A 15,307-nucleotide genomic window follows, 5' to 3' on the forward strand; every position below is an offset into this window, starting at 1 on the left:
TGTCACAGGTTAACATGACACGGCCCCGAATGGTGACAAACGGGGCCGTGTGCAGGGTGTAACTTGTGACTGAATTGTGTTTTCTTGCTGGCAAGCTCAGCGAATGGGTTGCAGCGCGGAAGAAAGCAATACCACCAGCGCGCCATCGCCCCCTTCCGAGCGGCGCGCCTGGCAAAAGGCGACGACTTCATCCTTTTGCACAAGCCAGCTATGCACCATCGACTTCAAGACCGGTTCCTGGCCTTTCGAGCCGAAACCCTTGCCGTGGATCACGCGCACGCAGCGCAGCTTGCGCCGCGTCGCCTGGTTCAAAAAGGCGCCGATGCCGTCGCGCGCCTCGTCGCGGCGCAAGCCATGCAAGTCCAGCTCATCCTGGATGGGCCAGTGGCCCTTGCGCATCTTTTTGACCACGTCTGGTCCCACGCCGGGGCGGGCGTAGTTCAGGGCCGGATCGTTTTCCAGGTAATGGTCGACCTCGAACAAGTCCGACAGCGACTCGCGCAGCACGGCCGCATCGTCCTCGTCCGGCGTCAGCTTGCGCGCCGGCTGCTGGGGCGCCATGGCTCCCGCCTTGGGCAGGCTGGGCACGTAGCGGTCCGACTCGGGCAGGCGCTTGACGCCGCCGATGCTGGCCTTGAACAGATTGCTTTCCACGGCCTGCACCTTGACCTGCTGGGCGCGCTCAGCCGCGGCTTGCGCGCGAGCGTCCGCCTGTTCCTTGAGCTGCTTGCTGACCGCTTTCAGGTCGGCGAAGTCTTTCATCGACGCCATGCGACGCTTACTCCTGGCCTTCCAGGTAGCGCTGGGCGTCCAGTGCTGCCATGCAACCCGTGCCGGCGCTGGTGATGGCCTGGCGGTAAATATGGTCTTGCACGTCGCCGGCGGCAAACACGCCCGGTGCGCTGGTGGCGGTGGCCATGCCTTCCAGGCCAGTTTTCGTTTTGATGTAGCCGTTGTGCATCTCCAACTGGCCTTCGAAGATGCCCGTGTTCGGCTTGTGGCCGATGGCGATGAACACGCCGTGCACGCTCAACGCTTCGACCTTGCCGTCGATGGTCGACTTGATGTTCAAGCCCGTCACGCCGCCTTCATTGCCCGTTACTTCGTCCAAAGTGTGGTTATATTTCAACACGATCTTGCCTTCGGCAACCTTGGCGTTCAGACGGTCGATCAAAATCGCTTCCGCGCGGAACTTGTCGCGGCGGTGGATCAGCGTGACTTTATTGGCGATGTTCGACAGGTACAGCGCTTCTTCGACGGCCGTATTGCCGCCGCCGACGACGGCCACTTCCTGGTTGCGGTAGAAAAAGCCATCGCAGGTGGCGCAGGCGGACACGCCCTTGCCCATGAATTGCGCTTCCGATGGCAGGCCCAGGTATTGCGCGGACGCGCCCGTGGCGATGATCAGCGTGTCGCACGTGTATTCGTGGCTGTCGCCCTTCAGGCGGATCGGTTTTTCGTTGAGGAAGGTGGTGTGGATGTGGTCAAACACGATTTCCGTATTGAAACGCTCGGCATGCTGCAGCAAGCGCTGCATCAGGTCCGGACCTTGCACGCCCATCGGATCGCCTGGCCAGTTTTCCACGTCCGTGGTGGTCATCAGCTGACCGCCTTGTTCCACGCCGGTGACCAGCATCGGGTTCAGGTTGGCGCGGGCGGCGTAGACGGCGGCGCTGTAGCCGGCTGGGCCGGAGCCGAGGATCAAAACGCGGGCGTGTTTGGTAGTGGTCATGGGAGGCTTCTCTATGAGTGGGGTCTATCCGAATTGGGGGCATACGCGCGAAGAACAAGGGTGTATTGCGCTTGCGCAAGCAATCCACGATTATAGACCAAGCCGCCTGTAGCGACGAATCGTGGGGCCGTCCGGGGCATATATGGCTTAGAATACTTCCTTATTATGGGAACTTCCCTTTCAGAAACATTTTTCACCTTGCAGCGCTTCCCAGAATGACTAAACCAGCCCAGGCCAATCAAAATAGCTACACCCGTAAACCGGTCGAACGCCGGCCCCTGCCGAACCGGCTGGTGCGGCTGCTGTCCGAGGCGCGCTGGTTCGCGCTGGCCGCGTTTGCCCTGTATTTTGTGCTGATACTGGCCAGCTTCAACAAGCTCGACCCTGGCTGGTCGCATGCGACCTCCGTTGACAAGGTGGCCAACCTGGGCGGCAAACTGGGCGCGACCTTCTCCGATTTGTTGCTGTATATCTTCGGCTTTTCCGCCTGGTGGTGGTGCATCTGGCTGCTGCGCACGGTGTGGAATGGCTATCGCCGCCTGAGCAAGCGCTTCCTGCTGGAAGAGGAAGAGGTGGAGCGCGAGCACCATGTCGAGATGCTGATCCGCATCGTCGGCTTCTCCATCATGCTGATCGGCAGCATGGGCCTGGAATACCTGCGCATGGCGAAAAGCCTGCACGTCCAGCTACCGCGCGAGCCGGGCGGCGTGCTGGGCCAGCTGGTGGGGCACTCGGCCCACGTGGCGTTCGGTTTCACGGGCGCTACCTTGCTGCTGTTGCTGCTGTTCGGCCTGGGTTTCAGCCTGTTCTTCCATGTGTCCTGGCTGCAAGTGGCCGAGCGCATCGGCGGCGCCATCGAAGATGCCTTCAACTGGTTCGTGCTGCGCTACCAGGACCGCGAAGACCGCCGCCAGGGCGAAGTGGCTGCCGTGCGCCGCGACGAAGTGGTGGTCATCGAACGGGCCAAGCATGTGGAAAAACACGTGGCCGCGCCGCCCGTCAAGATCGAGCCGCAAGTCGTCACCGTGGTGAAATCGGAGCGCGTGGAAAAGGAGCGCCAGGCGCACCTGTTTGAAACCCCGGGCGACGGCAAGCTGCCGCCTTTGTCACTGCTCGACGAAGCGCCGCCCGTGGTGGAAACGGTTTCCGTGGAAACGCTGGAATTTACGAGTCGCCTGATCGAAAAGAAATTGTCGGACTTTGGCGTGGATGCCAAGGTAGTGGTCGCTTACCCCGGCCCTGTCGTCACGCGTTACGAAATCGAGCCGGCCACGGGCGTCAAGGGTAGCCAGATCGTGGGCCTGGCGCGCGACCTCGCCCGTTCGCTGTCGCTGACCTCGATCAGGGTGGTAGAAACCATTCCCGGCAAGAACTATATGGCGCTGGAACTGCCGAACAGCAAGCGCCAGATCGTGCGCCTGACGGAAATCCTCGGCTCCAAGGTCTACAACGATGGCGTGTCCAGCCTGACGATTGCGCTGGGCAAGGATATCGCCGGCAAGCCCGTCGTGGCCGACCTGGCGAAGATGCCCCATTTGCTGGTGGCCGGTACCACCGGTTCTGGTAAATCGGTCGGCATCAATGCGACGATTTTGTCGCTGCTGTACAAGTCCGACCCGCTCGACGTGCGCCTGATCCTGATCGATCCGAAGATGCTGGAAATGTCCGTCTATGAAGGCATTCCGCATTTGCTCGCGCCCGTCGTCACCGACATGCGTCAGGCCGGTCACGCGTTGAATTGGGCCGTAAACGAGATGGAACGCCGCTACAAGCTGATGAGCAAGATGGGCGTGCGTAACCTGGCCGGCTATAACGCGAAGATTGCCGACGCGAAAAAGCGCGAAGAGCACATCCCGAATCCGTTCAGCTTGACGCCGGACTCGCCCGAGCCGCTGGAAAAACTGCCAACCATCGTCATCATCATCGACGAGCTGGCCGATTTGATGATGGTGGTGGGCAAGAAAGTCGAGGAATTGATCGCGCGTATCGCGCAAAAGGCGCGCGCCGCCGGTTTGCACTTGATTCTGGCCACGCAGCGCCCATCTGTAGACGTGATCACGGGCCTGATCAAGGCGAATATTCCCACGCGCATCGCCTTCCAGGTGTCGTCGAAGATCGACTCGCGCACGATTCTGGACCAGATGGGGGCGGAAGCCTTGCTGGGCATGGGCGATATGCTGTACATGCCGCCCGGCACCGGCTTGCCGATGCGCGTGCACGGCGCGTTTGTTTCCGATGAAGAAGTGCACCGCGTTGTCAGCTATTTGAAGCTGCAGGGCGAACCGAATTACATCGAGGGCATCCTCGAAGGCGGCACCCTGGAAGGCGATGGCGCCGAAGGCGGTGCGCCGGGCGAGGGCGGCGGCGAGGCCGATGCCCTGTACGACCAGGCGGTAGCGGTGGTGCTGAAAAACCGCCGCGCCTCGATTTCGCTGGTGCAGCGTCATTTGCGCATCGGCTACAACCGCGCCGCCCGTCTGCTCGAGCAGATGGAGCAGAGCGGGGTGGTATCAACCATGCAATCCAATGGCAACCGGGAAATCCTGGTGCCGGCGGCCAGTAGCGAACAAGGGTAAAACAGAATGAAGAACACGACTTTCGCAACAAAAATGATCATCGGCGCGGCCAGCGTCGCCTGCAGCCTGCTGTTCGCGGCCAGCGCCTCGGCCAGCGCGCTCGAGCAATTCAAGAGCTTTGCCGCCGGCACCAAGTCGGCCAAGGGCGAGTTCGTGCAGCGGCAAGTCAAGAAGGCGGACGCCAGCGGCAAGGCCAAAGTATCGACGCCGGCCAGCGGCACGTTCGAGTTTGCCCGTCCCGGCAAGTTCATCTGGACCTATCTGAAACCGTACGAGCAGCTGCTGCAAGCGGACGGCGACAAGCTGTATATCTATGACAAGGACTTGAGCCAGGTGACGGTGAAGAAACTGGGCGACGCGCTCGGTTCCTCGCCGGCCGCGATTTTGTTTGGCAGCAACGACCTGGAAAAGAATTTCACCTTGGCCGAAGCGGGTACGCGCGATGGCCTGGAATGGCTGAAAGCGACGCCGAAGGCCAAGGACACGACGTTTGATGAAATCACCATCGGCCTGCGCAATGGCGTGCCCGAAGCGATGGAATTGCGCGACTCGTTCGGGCAGACGTCGGTGCTGGCGTTCAAGAACTTCCAGAAAAATCCAGCCTTGTCTGCCAATCACTTTAAATTTGTCATGCCCAAGGGCGCGGATGTCATCAATAATTGATTATTGAACTCCTGTTGTTGACCGGCCTCGCAGCGATGCGGGGCCTTTGCATTCTTACATGGTAAATATTATGGCGGATCTTTTTTCCACCGCACCGCGCCAGCCGCTGGCCGAAGCCTTGCGGCCAGCTACCCTCAACGAGGTCATTGGCCAGACGCATCTGCTGGGCGTGGGCAAGCCGCTGCGCCTCGCTTTCGAGGCGGGCAAGGCCCATTCGATGATCTTGTGGGGGCCGCCCGGCGTGGGCAAGACCACCCTGGCGCGGCTGATGGCGAACGCCTTCGACAGCGAATTCATCGCCCTGTCGGCCGTGTTCGCGGGCGTAAAAGATATCCGCGCAGCCATGGACCAGGCCCGCCACAGCCTGGACCAGTTCGGCAAGCACACTCTGCTGTTCGTCGACGAAATCCACAGATTCAACAAGTCGCAGCAGGATGCCTTGCTACCCTTCGTCGAATCGGGCCTCGTGACCTTCATTGGCGCGACGACGGAAAACCCCAGCTTCGAGGTCAATTCGGCGCTGTTGTCGCGCGCGCAAGTGTATGTATTGAAATCGCTCAACGAAGACGAGATGAAGCTGCTGCTGGCCAAGGCGCAATCGACGGCGCTGACGCACCTGAGCTTCGACGAAGCGGCCGCCGACACCCTGATCGGCTACGCGGATGGCGATGCGCGCCGCTTTTTGAACTTGCTGGAACAGGCCGAGACGGCCGCCAGCTCGACGGGCACGACGAAGATCGACGCGGCCTTTGTCGACAATGCACTGACCTTGAATTCGCGCCGCTTCGACAAGGGCGGCGACAATTTCTATGACCAGATTTCCGCGCTGCACAAGTCCGTGCGCGGTTCGAACCCGGATGCAGCCCTGTACTGGTTTTGCCGCATGATCGATGGCGGCGCCGACCCGCGCTATTTGTCGCGGCGTATCGTGCGCATGGCCTGGGAAGATATCGGCCTGGCAGACCCGCGCGCGCTGACCATGGCCAACGACGCGGCGGCAACCTATGAACGCCTCGGGTCGCCCGAAGGCGAGCTGGCGCTGGGGCAAGCCGTGATTTACCTGGCGATTGCCGCGAAGAGCAATGCCGGCTACAACGCGTTCAACACGGCGATGGCTTTCGTCAAGAAAGATAAATCGAAGGAAGTGCCCGTGCACTTGCGCAATGCGCCGACGAAACTGATGAAGGAACTCGGTTACGGTCACGCCTATCGCTATGCGCATGATGAGCCGGACGCTTACGCGGCCGGCGAAACCTATTTCCCGGATGGCATGGCCGAGCCGGGCTGGTACCAGCCCGTACCGCGCGGCCTGGAAAGTAAAATAGCCGACAAGCTGGCCTGGCTGCGCGAGCTGGACAGGAAAGCAGGAAAACCAGCCGGCAAGGGCTGAGGCTACAGACCCAGCAGGCTAAAACCGTCGTCCTGCGGCGCGTAGCCGACCAACTGGCGCGTCGCTTCGATGGATAGCCGTTTGTAGCGGTTGTCCGACACGCCATGCACGACGTGGTAGCCGGCCGGCACGTCCGCTGCCACGCAGCGGGCCAGCAGCTGCACCACATCGCGTTCGCTGATGAAGGCGGCGATGTCGCGCGCGCTGTGCTGTTGACCTGGCGCAAAGCGGGCCACGTTGGCGATGCGCACGGCAATCGCCGTCATGCCATGCTGGTGCGCGAACGCCGAGGCCACGCCTTCGCCAAAGGCCTTGCTGGCGCCATACATGTTGGCGGGCCGCGCGGGCATGTGCTCATGCACTTGCATATCGAGCGGATAGCCCTCGATGGCTTGCGCGCTACTGGCAAACACCACTCTTTTTACTCCCTGCGCCTGCGCCGCGCGGAAGATGTTGTGCGCGCCGATGATGTTCGGCTGCAGCAATTGCGCATCGAAATCGGCGCTGGCGTGCGGCACGCCGGCCAAATGCAGCACCACGTCGATGCCGGCGCAGGCGGCCAGGCAGGCGGCATAGTCGCTGACATCGAGGGGCAAGGACGGGCAGGGCGCTGACGCCAGCCCGTCAGTGTGCAGGTCGGCCAGGCGCAGGGAGAATTGCCCGTGCCGGCGCTTCCAGAAAGCGGTGCCGATGATGCCGGCGGCGCCCGTGACGAGGATGCGCAGTGGTTCTTGAATCATGTATTCCTTGTATTGAGTGTGTGAGGCAGTGCCAGGTGCAGCCAGCGCAGCAGGGCGGGGCGGGGTGCGGCGCTCCCATGCACGCGGATGTGTCCGCTACCCACGGCTTCGACCAGCACCAGGCCATCATTCGGTATCGTGTAGCGTTCACCGCTGCGCAGCACGCAATCCTCGAACTGGGCATAGGCCGTGATCCACGCCATGCCAGACAGGCATTCGATGACCTTGGCGTGCGCTTTTTCCAGGCGCAGGGGGCGTTCGCCGCGTAATTCATGGTCGGTATGCATGGCATCGCTCCTGTTGTGCTGACAGAAACAGCTTAGGCGCTTGCGGTGAAGCATGACAGATGCAGGAAAACGAAATTGTGATGCATACAGTACATTTCGTCGTAGACTGTGCTTGTCAAAAAATCGGGCAACTGTATCTGTGCGTGCCGCGCGCGGCAGCCGCATACTGAAGGGATGAACATGAGCGCGCATTTGAATCTGTACGAGCACCTGGCCAACGAGCTGGGCGCCCTGATCGACTCGCGCGTGTTTGCGCCCGGCGACCGCCTGCCGTCGATCCGCCACCTGGCGCAGCAAAAGCGCATTTCCGTCAGCACGGTGATGCAAGCCTTGCGCCTGATGGAAGACCGGGGGCAAGTCGATGCGCGCCCCCAGTCCGGCTATTTCGTGCGCCACCGGGCGCCGCGCCGCCCATGCAGTGCCGACGCCCAGCATTTGAAGGAGCCGGCCTTTGTCGGCATCAACAATCTGCTGATGCGCGTGCTGAAGGATAACGAAACGGCGAATATCGTGCAGTTGGGCACGGCCTGGCCGCCGGACGAGATACTGCCCGTCAAACGCATGCAGCGCACCATCAGCGCGGTGGCGCGGCGCGAACCTGCTTTATTGAGCAAGGTCAGCTGCTACGACGTCAGCGAAGGCAATTTCTTGCGCCAGGTTGCGCGCCGCGCGCTGGACTGGGGCAAGCTGGACCCGCACGAGATCGTCGTGACGAATTCCTGCACGGAAGCGATCAGCCTGTGCCTGCGCGCCGTGGCCAAGCCGGGCGATACCATCGCCATCGAGTCGGCCACGTATTTCGTGCTGTTGCAGATGATCGAAAGCCTGGGCATGAAGGCGCTGGAAATCCCCACCGACCCGAAGACGGGGCCGTCGCTCGATGCGCTGGAGCTGGCCCTGCGCGCCGGCCTCGTGCAGGCGTGTTTGTTCGTGCCGAACGCGAATAACCCGCTCGGCTGCGTCATGCCCGAAGCACACAAGAAGCGGCTGGCGGGCCTGCTATCGGAATTCAATATCCCGCTGGTGGAAGACGATGTGTATGGCGACCTGTGCTTTGCCCCGCAGCGTCCCTGGCCCGTGAAAGCTTACGATACGAGCGGCAACGTTTTATTGTGCTCCTCGTTTTCCAAGGCGATTACGCCCGCTTCGCGCGTGGGTTACGTACTGGCTGGACGCTTCGCGCAGGAAGTCGCCCTGCTGAAGACCGTGTCGAGCGGCGCCACCAGTCATTTCTTCCAGGCGGTGCTGGCCGACTTTTTGGAGGGCAGCAGCTACGACCAGCAGCTGCGCAAGATGCGGCGCACCCTGGTGCAGCGCATCGCGCGCATGTCCGACGCCGTGGCGGCCAGCTTCCCGGCGGACTGCATGCTGTCCGAGCCGCAGGGCGGTTTCGTGCTGTGGGTGCAGATGCCGCTGCAAGTCGATGCGCTGGCCCTGCACGGCCAGGCCATCGCCGACGGCGTGGCGTATATGCCGGGCCAGCTGTTCTCGGCCTCGGGCAAGTTCGGCAATTATCTGCGGCTCAATTGCGGCAATGCCTGGACGCCGCGCATCGAGCAGGCTATTAGCCGGTTAGGGCGCCTCGTCAAGGAAGCCTTGTAACTATTCTCCACGCTTCAATCCCCGTTTTTCACCGTTCGCTCCCTGTTTTTTGCTGCTGGTCGCAAGCCGGTGGCGTCGTTCGTCGCCGTTGGCTAAAGTACCACCATACCAGCAGCAGTCAACGACGCAAACTAACCAGGAGTCACATCATGCACGCACTGAAAAACATGGAAATCACCTTTGTCGCCGCCGCCATCATCGCCATCGGCGCCAGCTTCGCCACCGCAGGCGCGAATACGCTGGAAGTGAGCGCCAGCAGCACCGTGATCGCCCAGGCTGCCGACAGCACGATGCCTGTCGTTACCGTCAGCGCCCGCCGCCTCACCGCTGCCGAAAAAGCCGCGTTTATTTAAGCACTAGGCTAAGCAATGAATGTAAAGCGGGCGCGAGTGCCCAGCCATGCTGCCATGACGATGGCCAGCCTTGTGCAAAACTCATAAAGAACTGAACGGGTCTTGGTACAATGAGTGCTTTCGATACATCGGCACCGCCATCCACCCATGATAGATATCCAACTTCTCCGTAAAGACATCGCCACCGTCGCAGAACGCCTGGCGACGCGCAAATTCCAGCTCGACGTGGCAGGTTTTACCGCCCTCGAAGCCGAACGCAAGGCGATCCAGACGCGCACCGAAGAGCTGCAGGGCAAGCGTAACGCGCTGTCCAAGCAAATCGGCATGTTGAAAGGCAAAGGGGAAGACACCTCGGCCGTGATGACGCTAGTGGCCGGCCTGGGCGATGAGCTGAAAGCCGATGAGGCGGCTCTGACCCTGGTGCAAGCCAAGCTGAGCGACTTCATCATGGCCGTGCCGAATTTGCCGCACGAATCGGCGCCGGTAGGCACGGACGAGTCGGGCAACGTGGAAGTGCGCAAGGTCGGCACGCCGCGCGCCTTCGATTTCGAGGTCAAGGATCACGTCGACGTGGGCGCCCCGCTGGGCCTCGATTTCGAAGTAGCCACCAAGCTGACCGGTTCGCGCTTCTCCGTCATGAAAGGTGGCATCGCCCGTCTGCATCGCGCGCTGGCGCAATTCATGCTCAATACGCACGTGGACGAGCACGGTTACACGGAATGCTATACCCCGTACATGGTCAACGCCGATTCGCTGCGCGGCACGGGCCAGCTGCCGAAATTTGAAGCCGATCTGTTCTCGGTGAAAAAGGGCGGCGCGGAAGGCGAGGGCGAGACCTTCTACCTGATCCCCACCTCGGAAGTGTCGCTGACCAACATCGCGCGCGACGAAATCCTGGCGCTCGATCAATTGCCACTGAAAATGACGGCCCACACGCCATGCTTCCGCTCGGAAGCGGGCAGCTATGGCCGCGACACGCGCGGCATGATCCGCCAGCACCAGTTCGACAAGGTGGAAATGGTGCAAGTTGTGCACCCGGACACGTCGTACCAGGTGCTCGATGAAATGGTTGGCCATGCGGAAAGCATCTTGCAACGCCTGGGCCTGCCATACCGTGTGATGTCGCTGTGCACGGGCGACATGGGTTTCGGCGCCACCAAGACGTTCGACCTGGAAGTGTGGCTGCCGGCGCAGAACACCTACCGCGAGATTTCCTCGTTGTCGAACTGCGAAGCCTTCCAGGCCCGCCGCATGCAGGCACGTTTCCGCAACGCTAGCGGCAAGCCGGAGCTGGCCCACACCCTGAACGGTTCGGGCCTGGCAGTGGGCCGCACTTTGGTGGCCGTGCTGGAAAACTACCAGCAGGCAGACGGCAGCGTCGAGATCCCGCCAGTGCTGCGCCCGTACATGGGCGGCCTGACGCATTTGAAGGCTTAAAATAGTCCTTTTCTTTTTGTCGCGGGCTGCTATAATCTTGCCTTCCCGCAGCAATGCGGGGAAAGACCGCAGTAAATGGAGAGGTGGCAGAGTGGTCGAATGTACTTGACTCGAAATCAAGCGTACGTTAAATCGTACCGTGGGTTCGAATCCCACCCTCTCCGCCAGAACAAATAGAGAAAGCTCCCGCAAGGGAGCTTTTTTTATTTGTGCCGGCGAAGAGGAGTACGCCCGCTGCGGGGCGTACGCGTGGGATTCGAAGCCCCGCGCATATTTGCGCGGGGCTCTCCGAATCGCCAAATTGGGTTTTACGCGTGCGCCAAGGCGGCAGGTTCAAAGACGAGGGCGTACTCGCGCGAGGCTCCCCGAATCGCCCAAATGGTTTTTGCTTTTCCAAAGCAAGATCAGCAACAAACCCCTACCCAACCCAACAACACCCATGCTAAAATAGCGCCTCGTTCAAACCGGCACGCCAGTTTGAACGAATAGACCGCAGTAAACGGAGAGGTGGCAGAGTGGTCGAATGTACTTGACTCGAAATCAAGCGTACGTTAAATCGTACCGTGGGTTCGAATCCCACCCTCTCCGCCAGAATACATAAAAAAAGCTCCCGAAAGGGAGCTTTTTTTATACCCACCACATATGCAAGCCACCAGCGCAACAAGGCAGGTAGAAAAACCGCCCAAAGCGCGCAGCGCAAGGCGTTTTTTCCTCCATTCAGGCAGTAACTGCCAGCGCCCCCGCCACCTTGATCTCCCCCAGCCATGGTAATCTACCCGATCCCCATCCTGCCCCCCATACCAAAGTAATGAGCAAAGCAATGAGCCGATTCTGGAGCAACATCGTCAGCGAGCTGACCCCCTACATCCCCGGCGAGCAGCCAAAACTGCCCGACCTGGTCAAACTCAACACGAATGAAAATCCCTACGGCCCGTCGCCGCAGGTGCTGGCCGCGCTGCGCGAAGCAGCCAACGACACCCTTCGGCTCTACCCCGACCCCTCAGCCAGCGAACTCAAGCAAACCCTGGCCGCCTACCACGGCTTGACCAGCGCGCAAGTGTTCGTCGGCAACGGTTCCGACGAAGTGCTCGCGCTGGCCTTCATGGCCTTGCTCAAGCACGATGCGCCGCTGCTGTTCCCCGACATCAGCTACAGCTTCTATCCCGTGTATTGCAAGCTGTACGGCATCGATTACCGCACGGTAGCGCTCGACGAGTCCATGCGCATCCGCCCGCAAGACTACCAGGGGCCATGCGGTGCCATCATCTTCCCGAATCCCAACGCGCCCACTGGCGTGGACTTGCCGCTGGCCGGCGTGGAAACCCTGCTGCGCGACCATCCCGACGCCGTGGTAGTGGTCGATGAAGCGTATGTGGATTTCGGCGGGGAAAGTGCAGTGGCCCTGGTCGAGCGTTATCCGAACTTGCTGGTGGTGCAGACGTTCTCGAAATCGCGCTCGCTGGCCGGCTTGCGCGTGGGCTGCGCCTTCGGGCATCCTGATCTGATCGAGGCGCTGGAAAGAGTGAAGAACAGTTTCAACTCGTATCCGCTGGACCGGCTGGCGCTGGCCGGCGCCGTGGCCTCGCTGTACGACGAAGCGTATTTCCAGCAGACGCGCCAGGCCGTCATCGCCAGCCGCGAACAGCTGACGGTGGAGCTGACGGCGCTGGGCTTCGAGGTGCTGCCCTCGGTGGCCAATTTCATCTTCGCCCGCCACCCGCAGCATGACGCGGCGCAACTGGCGGCCGGCTTGCGCGCCCGCTCCGTGATCGTGCGCCATTTCAATGCGCCGCGCATCAGCCAGTATTTGCGCATCAGCATCGGCAACGTGGACGAATGCGCCGCCTTGATGGCGGCGTTGCGCGCAGTGCTGTGACGCCATGCTGACCTTCGTGCCTGCCAGCCTGGCCGATGGCGAAGCGCTGGCCAGCTTGCGCGTGGCCGCCATGCGCGAAAGCCTGGAGCGCATCGGCCGCTTTGACCCGCAGCGGGCGCGCCAGCGCTTCCTCGCCACGTTCGATCCCGATTGCACCTGGCAGTTGCGCCATGGCGGCGCGCTGGCCGGCTTCTATGTGTTGCGCCCGCATGCGGACTATTTACTGCTCGACCACCTCTATCTGGCGCCGGCATGCCAACGGCAAGGCATGGGCGCGGCTGTGCTGGCGCGCGTGTTTGCCGAGGCCGATGCGGCCGGCAAGAGCGTGCGCGTGGGCGCCTTGCGCGGCAGCGAGGCGAACCGCTTCTATGTGCGTCATGGCTTCGTGCCGGATGGCGAGGAAGTGTTCGACCTGTATTATCGGCGCGCCCCCGCGCCTTGATGCTGCCGGCGGCGGCTGTTTGTGCAACAATAATCGGATTCATTCATCGACAGGACGGGCAAAATGGCAAAAGTGGCATTCATCGGTTTGGGCGTCATGGGTTTCCCCATGGCAGGTCACCTGGCGGCGGGCGGGCACGACGTCACCGTGTACAACCGCAACCCGGCCCGCGCGGCAGCCTGGCTGGCGCAGCACAAGGGCAACAGCGCCGCCACGCCGGCCGCCGCTGCAGCGGGTGCCGAGTTCGTCTTCACCTGCATCGGCAATGATAACGACCTGTATCAAGTCATCCTGGAAGAGGGTGGCTTGCTGTCCGCCATGGCGCCGGGCAGCATCCTGATCGACCATACGACGGCTTCCGCCGAAGCGGCGCGCACCATTCACGCGGCGGCGCAAGAGCAGGGCGTGTTCTTCCTCGACGCGCCCGTGTCCGGCGGCCAGGCGGGCGCGGAAAATGGCAAGCTGACGGTGATGGTGGGCGGCGATGCGCAAGCGTATGCACGCGCCGAACCCGTCATCACCCTGTTCTCGCGCGCCGTCACCTATATGGGGCCGTCCGGTTCCGGCCAGCTGACGAAGATGGTCAACCAGATCTGCATCGCGGGCCTGGTGCAGGCGCTCAGCGAAGGCATCGCCTTCGCGGAAAACGCGGGCCTGGACGCGGCGCTGGTCGTCGACGTGATTTCCAAGGGCGCGGCGCAGTCGTGGCAGCTGGAAAACCGGGGCAAGACCATGATAGAGCGCAAGTTCGACTTCGGTTTCGCCGTCGACCTGATGCGCAAGGACCTGGGCATCTGCCTCGCCGAAGCCAAGCGCAACGGCAGCGATTTGCCAGTAACGACATTGACGGACCAGTTCTATGGCGAAGTGCAGCAGGCGGGCGGCAACCGCTTTGATACGTCCAGCCTGATTACCCGTCTGAACAAAAAGTAATCTTTCAAGCACCAGCAACGGCGGCGCGTCCCTGCAAAGGGCCGCGCCGCTCGTCGTTTACGGCGCCGATATCATTAAAACGTCAGTTTCCGGAACATCCAGTTTCGATTTTCATGGAAAAGCATGGACTTCGCTAGCTCATGGTGTATTATTAAAAAACGAGATGAAATGTCCCAATTTTTAAAACATTATGAGCGGACCCGCATGAAAACCAACTCATCAGCGATAACACGCGTTGTCGACAAGAACATTCCCTACCTGTCTTCCGCCGTCGCCATCTGGCGTCCCCGCGCCGTGCTGCGCAGCTGGCCCGGCGTGGCCATCGCGCTGGTGATCGCCCTTTCGGCCACCTTTATTTCCAGTAATTACGGCGGCCCCCAGCTGCTGTACGCGCTGTTCTTTGGCCTGGCCTTCCACTTTCTCGCGTCCGACCCCACCTGCAAGCCCGGTATCGAGTTTTGCAGCAAGGTGTTGCTGCGCACGGGCGTGGCCCTGCTGGGCGCGCGCATCACTTTCAACCAGATCGCCTCGGTCGGCGTGACGCCCCTGCTGATCGTCGTCGGCGGGCTGATCGCCACCCTGGGCTTCGGCTACCTGCTGGCCAGGTGGCTGAAACGTCCGATCACGGAAGGCATTTTGTCGGGCGGCTCGGTCGCCATCTGCGGCGCCTCGGCCGCGCTGGCCATCTCGGCCGTGCTGCCGCAAACCAAGGAAAACGAAAAGTTCACCCTGCTGACGGTGGTGGGCGTGACGTCGCTGTCGACCCTGGCCATGATCGTCTACCCGCTGCTGGTCAAACTGCTGGGCTTTGACCCGACGGAAGCGGGCGTGTTCATCGGCGGCACCATCCACGACGTGGCGCAAGTGGTGGGCGCCGGCTATCTGGTCAGCAACCATACGGGCGACGTGGCCACCTTCGTGAAACTGACGCGCGTGGCTTGCCTCGTGCCCGTCGTGCTGGGCCTGTCGATCATGTTCAAGCGCAAGGATGGCAAGAGCGAAGTCGATGCGCCGCCGCTGGTGCCATTCTTCCTGATCGGCTTTGTCTGGCTGGTCATCACCAACAGCCTGGGCCTGATTCCGCAGGAAGTGAATGGCTGGATCAACAATGCCTCGCGTGCCTGCCTCGTCATCGCCATCGCCGCGCTGGGCGTGAAAACGTCGTTCCAGTCGCTGGCTTCGCTGGGCTGGCGTCCCGTGATCATGCTGGTGATGGAAACGGTGTGGATCGCCGCCTTCGTCGCCATTGCCGTGCTGCTGACGCGCTAAGCGAGTC

14 protein-coding genes and 2 tRNA genes are annotated in these 15,307 nt (G+C 61.6%); 12 read left to right on the forward strand and 4 right to left on the reverse strand.

Annotated elements, in window-relative coordinates:
- Positions 1–96: 96 nt before the first annotated feature.
- On the reverse strand, positions 97–771 hold the full coding sequence (locus ACQ4WL_RS13435) for a Smr/MutS family protein (RefSeq protein ID WP_436510223.1): 675 nt from the start codon (positions 769–771) through the stop codon (positions 97–99).
- A gap of 7 nt (positions 772–778) precedes the next feature.
- A complete protein-coding gene (trxB, locus tag ACQ4WL_RS13440; protein ID WP_101480433.1) occupies positions 779–1,732 on the reverse strand; it encodes a thioredoxin-disulfide reductase in 954 nt (317 codons plus the stop codon).
- A 215-nt stretch (positions 1,733–1,947) separates the two neighbouring features.
- Between trxB and ACQ4WL_RS13445 the strand changes: the two genes are divergently transcribed.
- From ACQ4WL_RS13445 to ACQ4WL_RS13455, 3 genes are all read left to right on the forward strand, one after another.
- A complete protein-coding gene (locus ACQ4WL_RS13445; RefSeq protein ID WP_436510224.1) occupies positions 1,948–4,308 on the forward strand; it encodes a DNA translocase FtsK in 2,361 nt (786 codons plus the stop codon).
- A gap of 6 nt (positions 4,309–4,314) precedes the next feature.
- Positions 4,315–4,971, forward strand: coding sequence for an outer membrane lipoprotein chaperone LolA (lolA, locus tag ACQ4WL_RS13450; protein WP_257224860.1), 657 nt, complete (start codon positions 4,315–4,317; stop codon positions 4,969–4,971).
- A 70-nt stretch (positions 4,972–5,041) separates the two neighbouring features.
- On the forward strand, positions 5,042–6,361 hold the full coding sequence (locus tag ACQ4WL_RS13455) for a replication-associated recombination protein A (protein ID WP_436510225.1): 1,320 nt from the start codon (positions 5,042–5,044) through the stop codon (positions 6,359–6,361).
- A 2-nt stretch (positions 6,362–6,363) separates the two neighbouring features.
- Here the strand turns inward: ACQ4WL_RS13455 and ACQ4WL_RS13460 are convergent, their stop codons facing one another.
- Positions 6,364–7,101: an NAD-dependent epimerase/dehydratase family protein gene (locus ACQ4WL_RS13460; protein WP_436510226.1), complete on the reverse strand. Its 738-nt coding sequence runs from the start codon at positions 7,099–7,101 to the stop codon at positions 6,364–6,366.
- Positions 7,098–7,388 carry a DUF2917 domain-containing protein gene (locus ACQ4WL_RS13465; RefSeq protein WP_436510227.1) on the reverse strand — a complete coding sequence of 97 codons (291 nt, stop codon included), beginning with the start codon at positions 7,386–7,388 and terminating at the stop codon, positions 7,098–7,100. Before ACQ4WL_RS13465 ends, ACQ4WL_RS13460 begins: the two co-directional genes overlap by 4 nt.
- A gap of 180 nt (positions 7,389–7,568) precedes the next feature.
- On the opposite strand from ACQ4WL_RS13465, the gene ACQ4WL_RS13470 reads away from it, so the two are divergent.
- The 9 genes from ACQ4WL_RS13470 to ACQ4WL_RS13510 all read left to right on the forward strand — a co-directional run bounded on the left by ACQ4WL_RS13470 (position 7,569) and on the right by ACQ4WL_RS13510 (position 15,300).
- Positions 7,569–8,990 (forward strand): aminotransferase-like domain-containing protein, encoded by a 1,422-nt coding sequence (locus ACQ4WL_RS13470; protein ID WP_436510228.1) that lies wholly within the window; start codon positions 7,569–7,571, stop codon positions 8,988–8,990.
- 149 nt (positions 8,991–9,139) lie between these two features.
- The gene (locus ACQ4WL_RS13475) at positions 9,140–9,343 is read left to right on the forward strand and encodes a hypothetical protein (RefSeq protein WP_128139947.1); all 204 of its coding nucleotides are present in this window, start codon (positions 9,140–9,142) and stop codon (positions 9,341–9,343) included.
- A gap of 147 nt (positions 9,344–9,490) precedes the next feature.
- A complete protein-coding gene (gene serS / locus ACQ4WL_RS13480) occupies positions 9,491–10,780 on the forward strand; it encodes a serine--tRNA ligase (protein WP_436510229.1) in 1,290 nt (429 codons plus the stop codon).
- A 77-nt stretch (positions 10,781–10,857) separates the two neighbouring features.
- Positions 10,858–10,947: transfer RNA gene (locus ACQ4WL_RS13485), tRNA-Ser, on the forward strand.
- Positions 10,948–11,281: 334 nt separating this feature from the next.
- Positions 11,282–11,371: transfer RNA gene (locus tag ACQ4WL_RS13490), tRNA-Ser, on the forward strand.
- Positions 11,372–11,600: 229 nt separating this feature from the next.
- A complete protein-coding gene (gene hisC / locus ACQ4WL_RS13495; RefSeq protein ID WP_436510230.1) occupies positions 11,601–12,656 on the forward strand; it encodes a histidinol-phosphate transaminase in 1,056 nt (351 codons plus the stop codon).
- Between the two features lie 4 nt (positions 12,657–12,660).
- Positions 12,661–13,098: a GNAT family N-acetyltransferase gene (locus tag ACQ4WL_RS13500; protein WP_436510231.1), complete on the forward strand. Its 438-nt coding sequence runs from the start codon at positions 12,661–12,663 to the stop codon at positions 13,096–13,098.
- 63 nt (positions 13,099–13,161) lie between these two features.
- Positions 13,162–14,031, forward strand: a complete 870-nt coding sequence (locus ACQ4WL_RS13505) for an NAD(P)-dependent oxidoreductase (RefSeq protein ID WP_436510232.1) — start codon at positions 13,162–13,164, stop codon at positions 14,029–14,031.
- Between the two features lie 204 nt (positions 14,032–14,235).
- Positions 14,236–15,300 (forward strand): YeiH family protein, encoded by a 1,065-nt coding sequence (locus tag ACQ4WL_RS13510; protein WP_092718840.1) that lies wholly within the window; start codon positions 14,236–14,238, stop codon positions 15,298–15,300.
- Positions 15,301–15,307: the final 7 nt, after the last annotated feature.

Source organism: Janthinobacterium kochi, assembly GCF_051380715.1.
Lineage (GTDB): Bacteria > Pseudomonadota > Gammaproteobacteria > Burkholderiales > Burkholderiaceae_D > Janthinobacterium.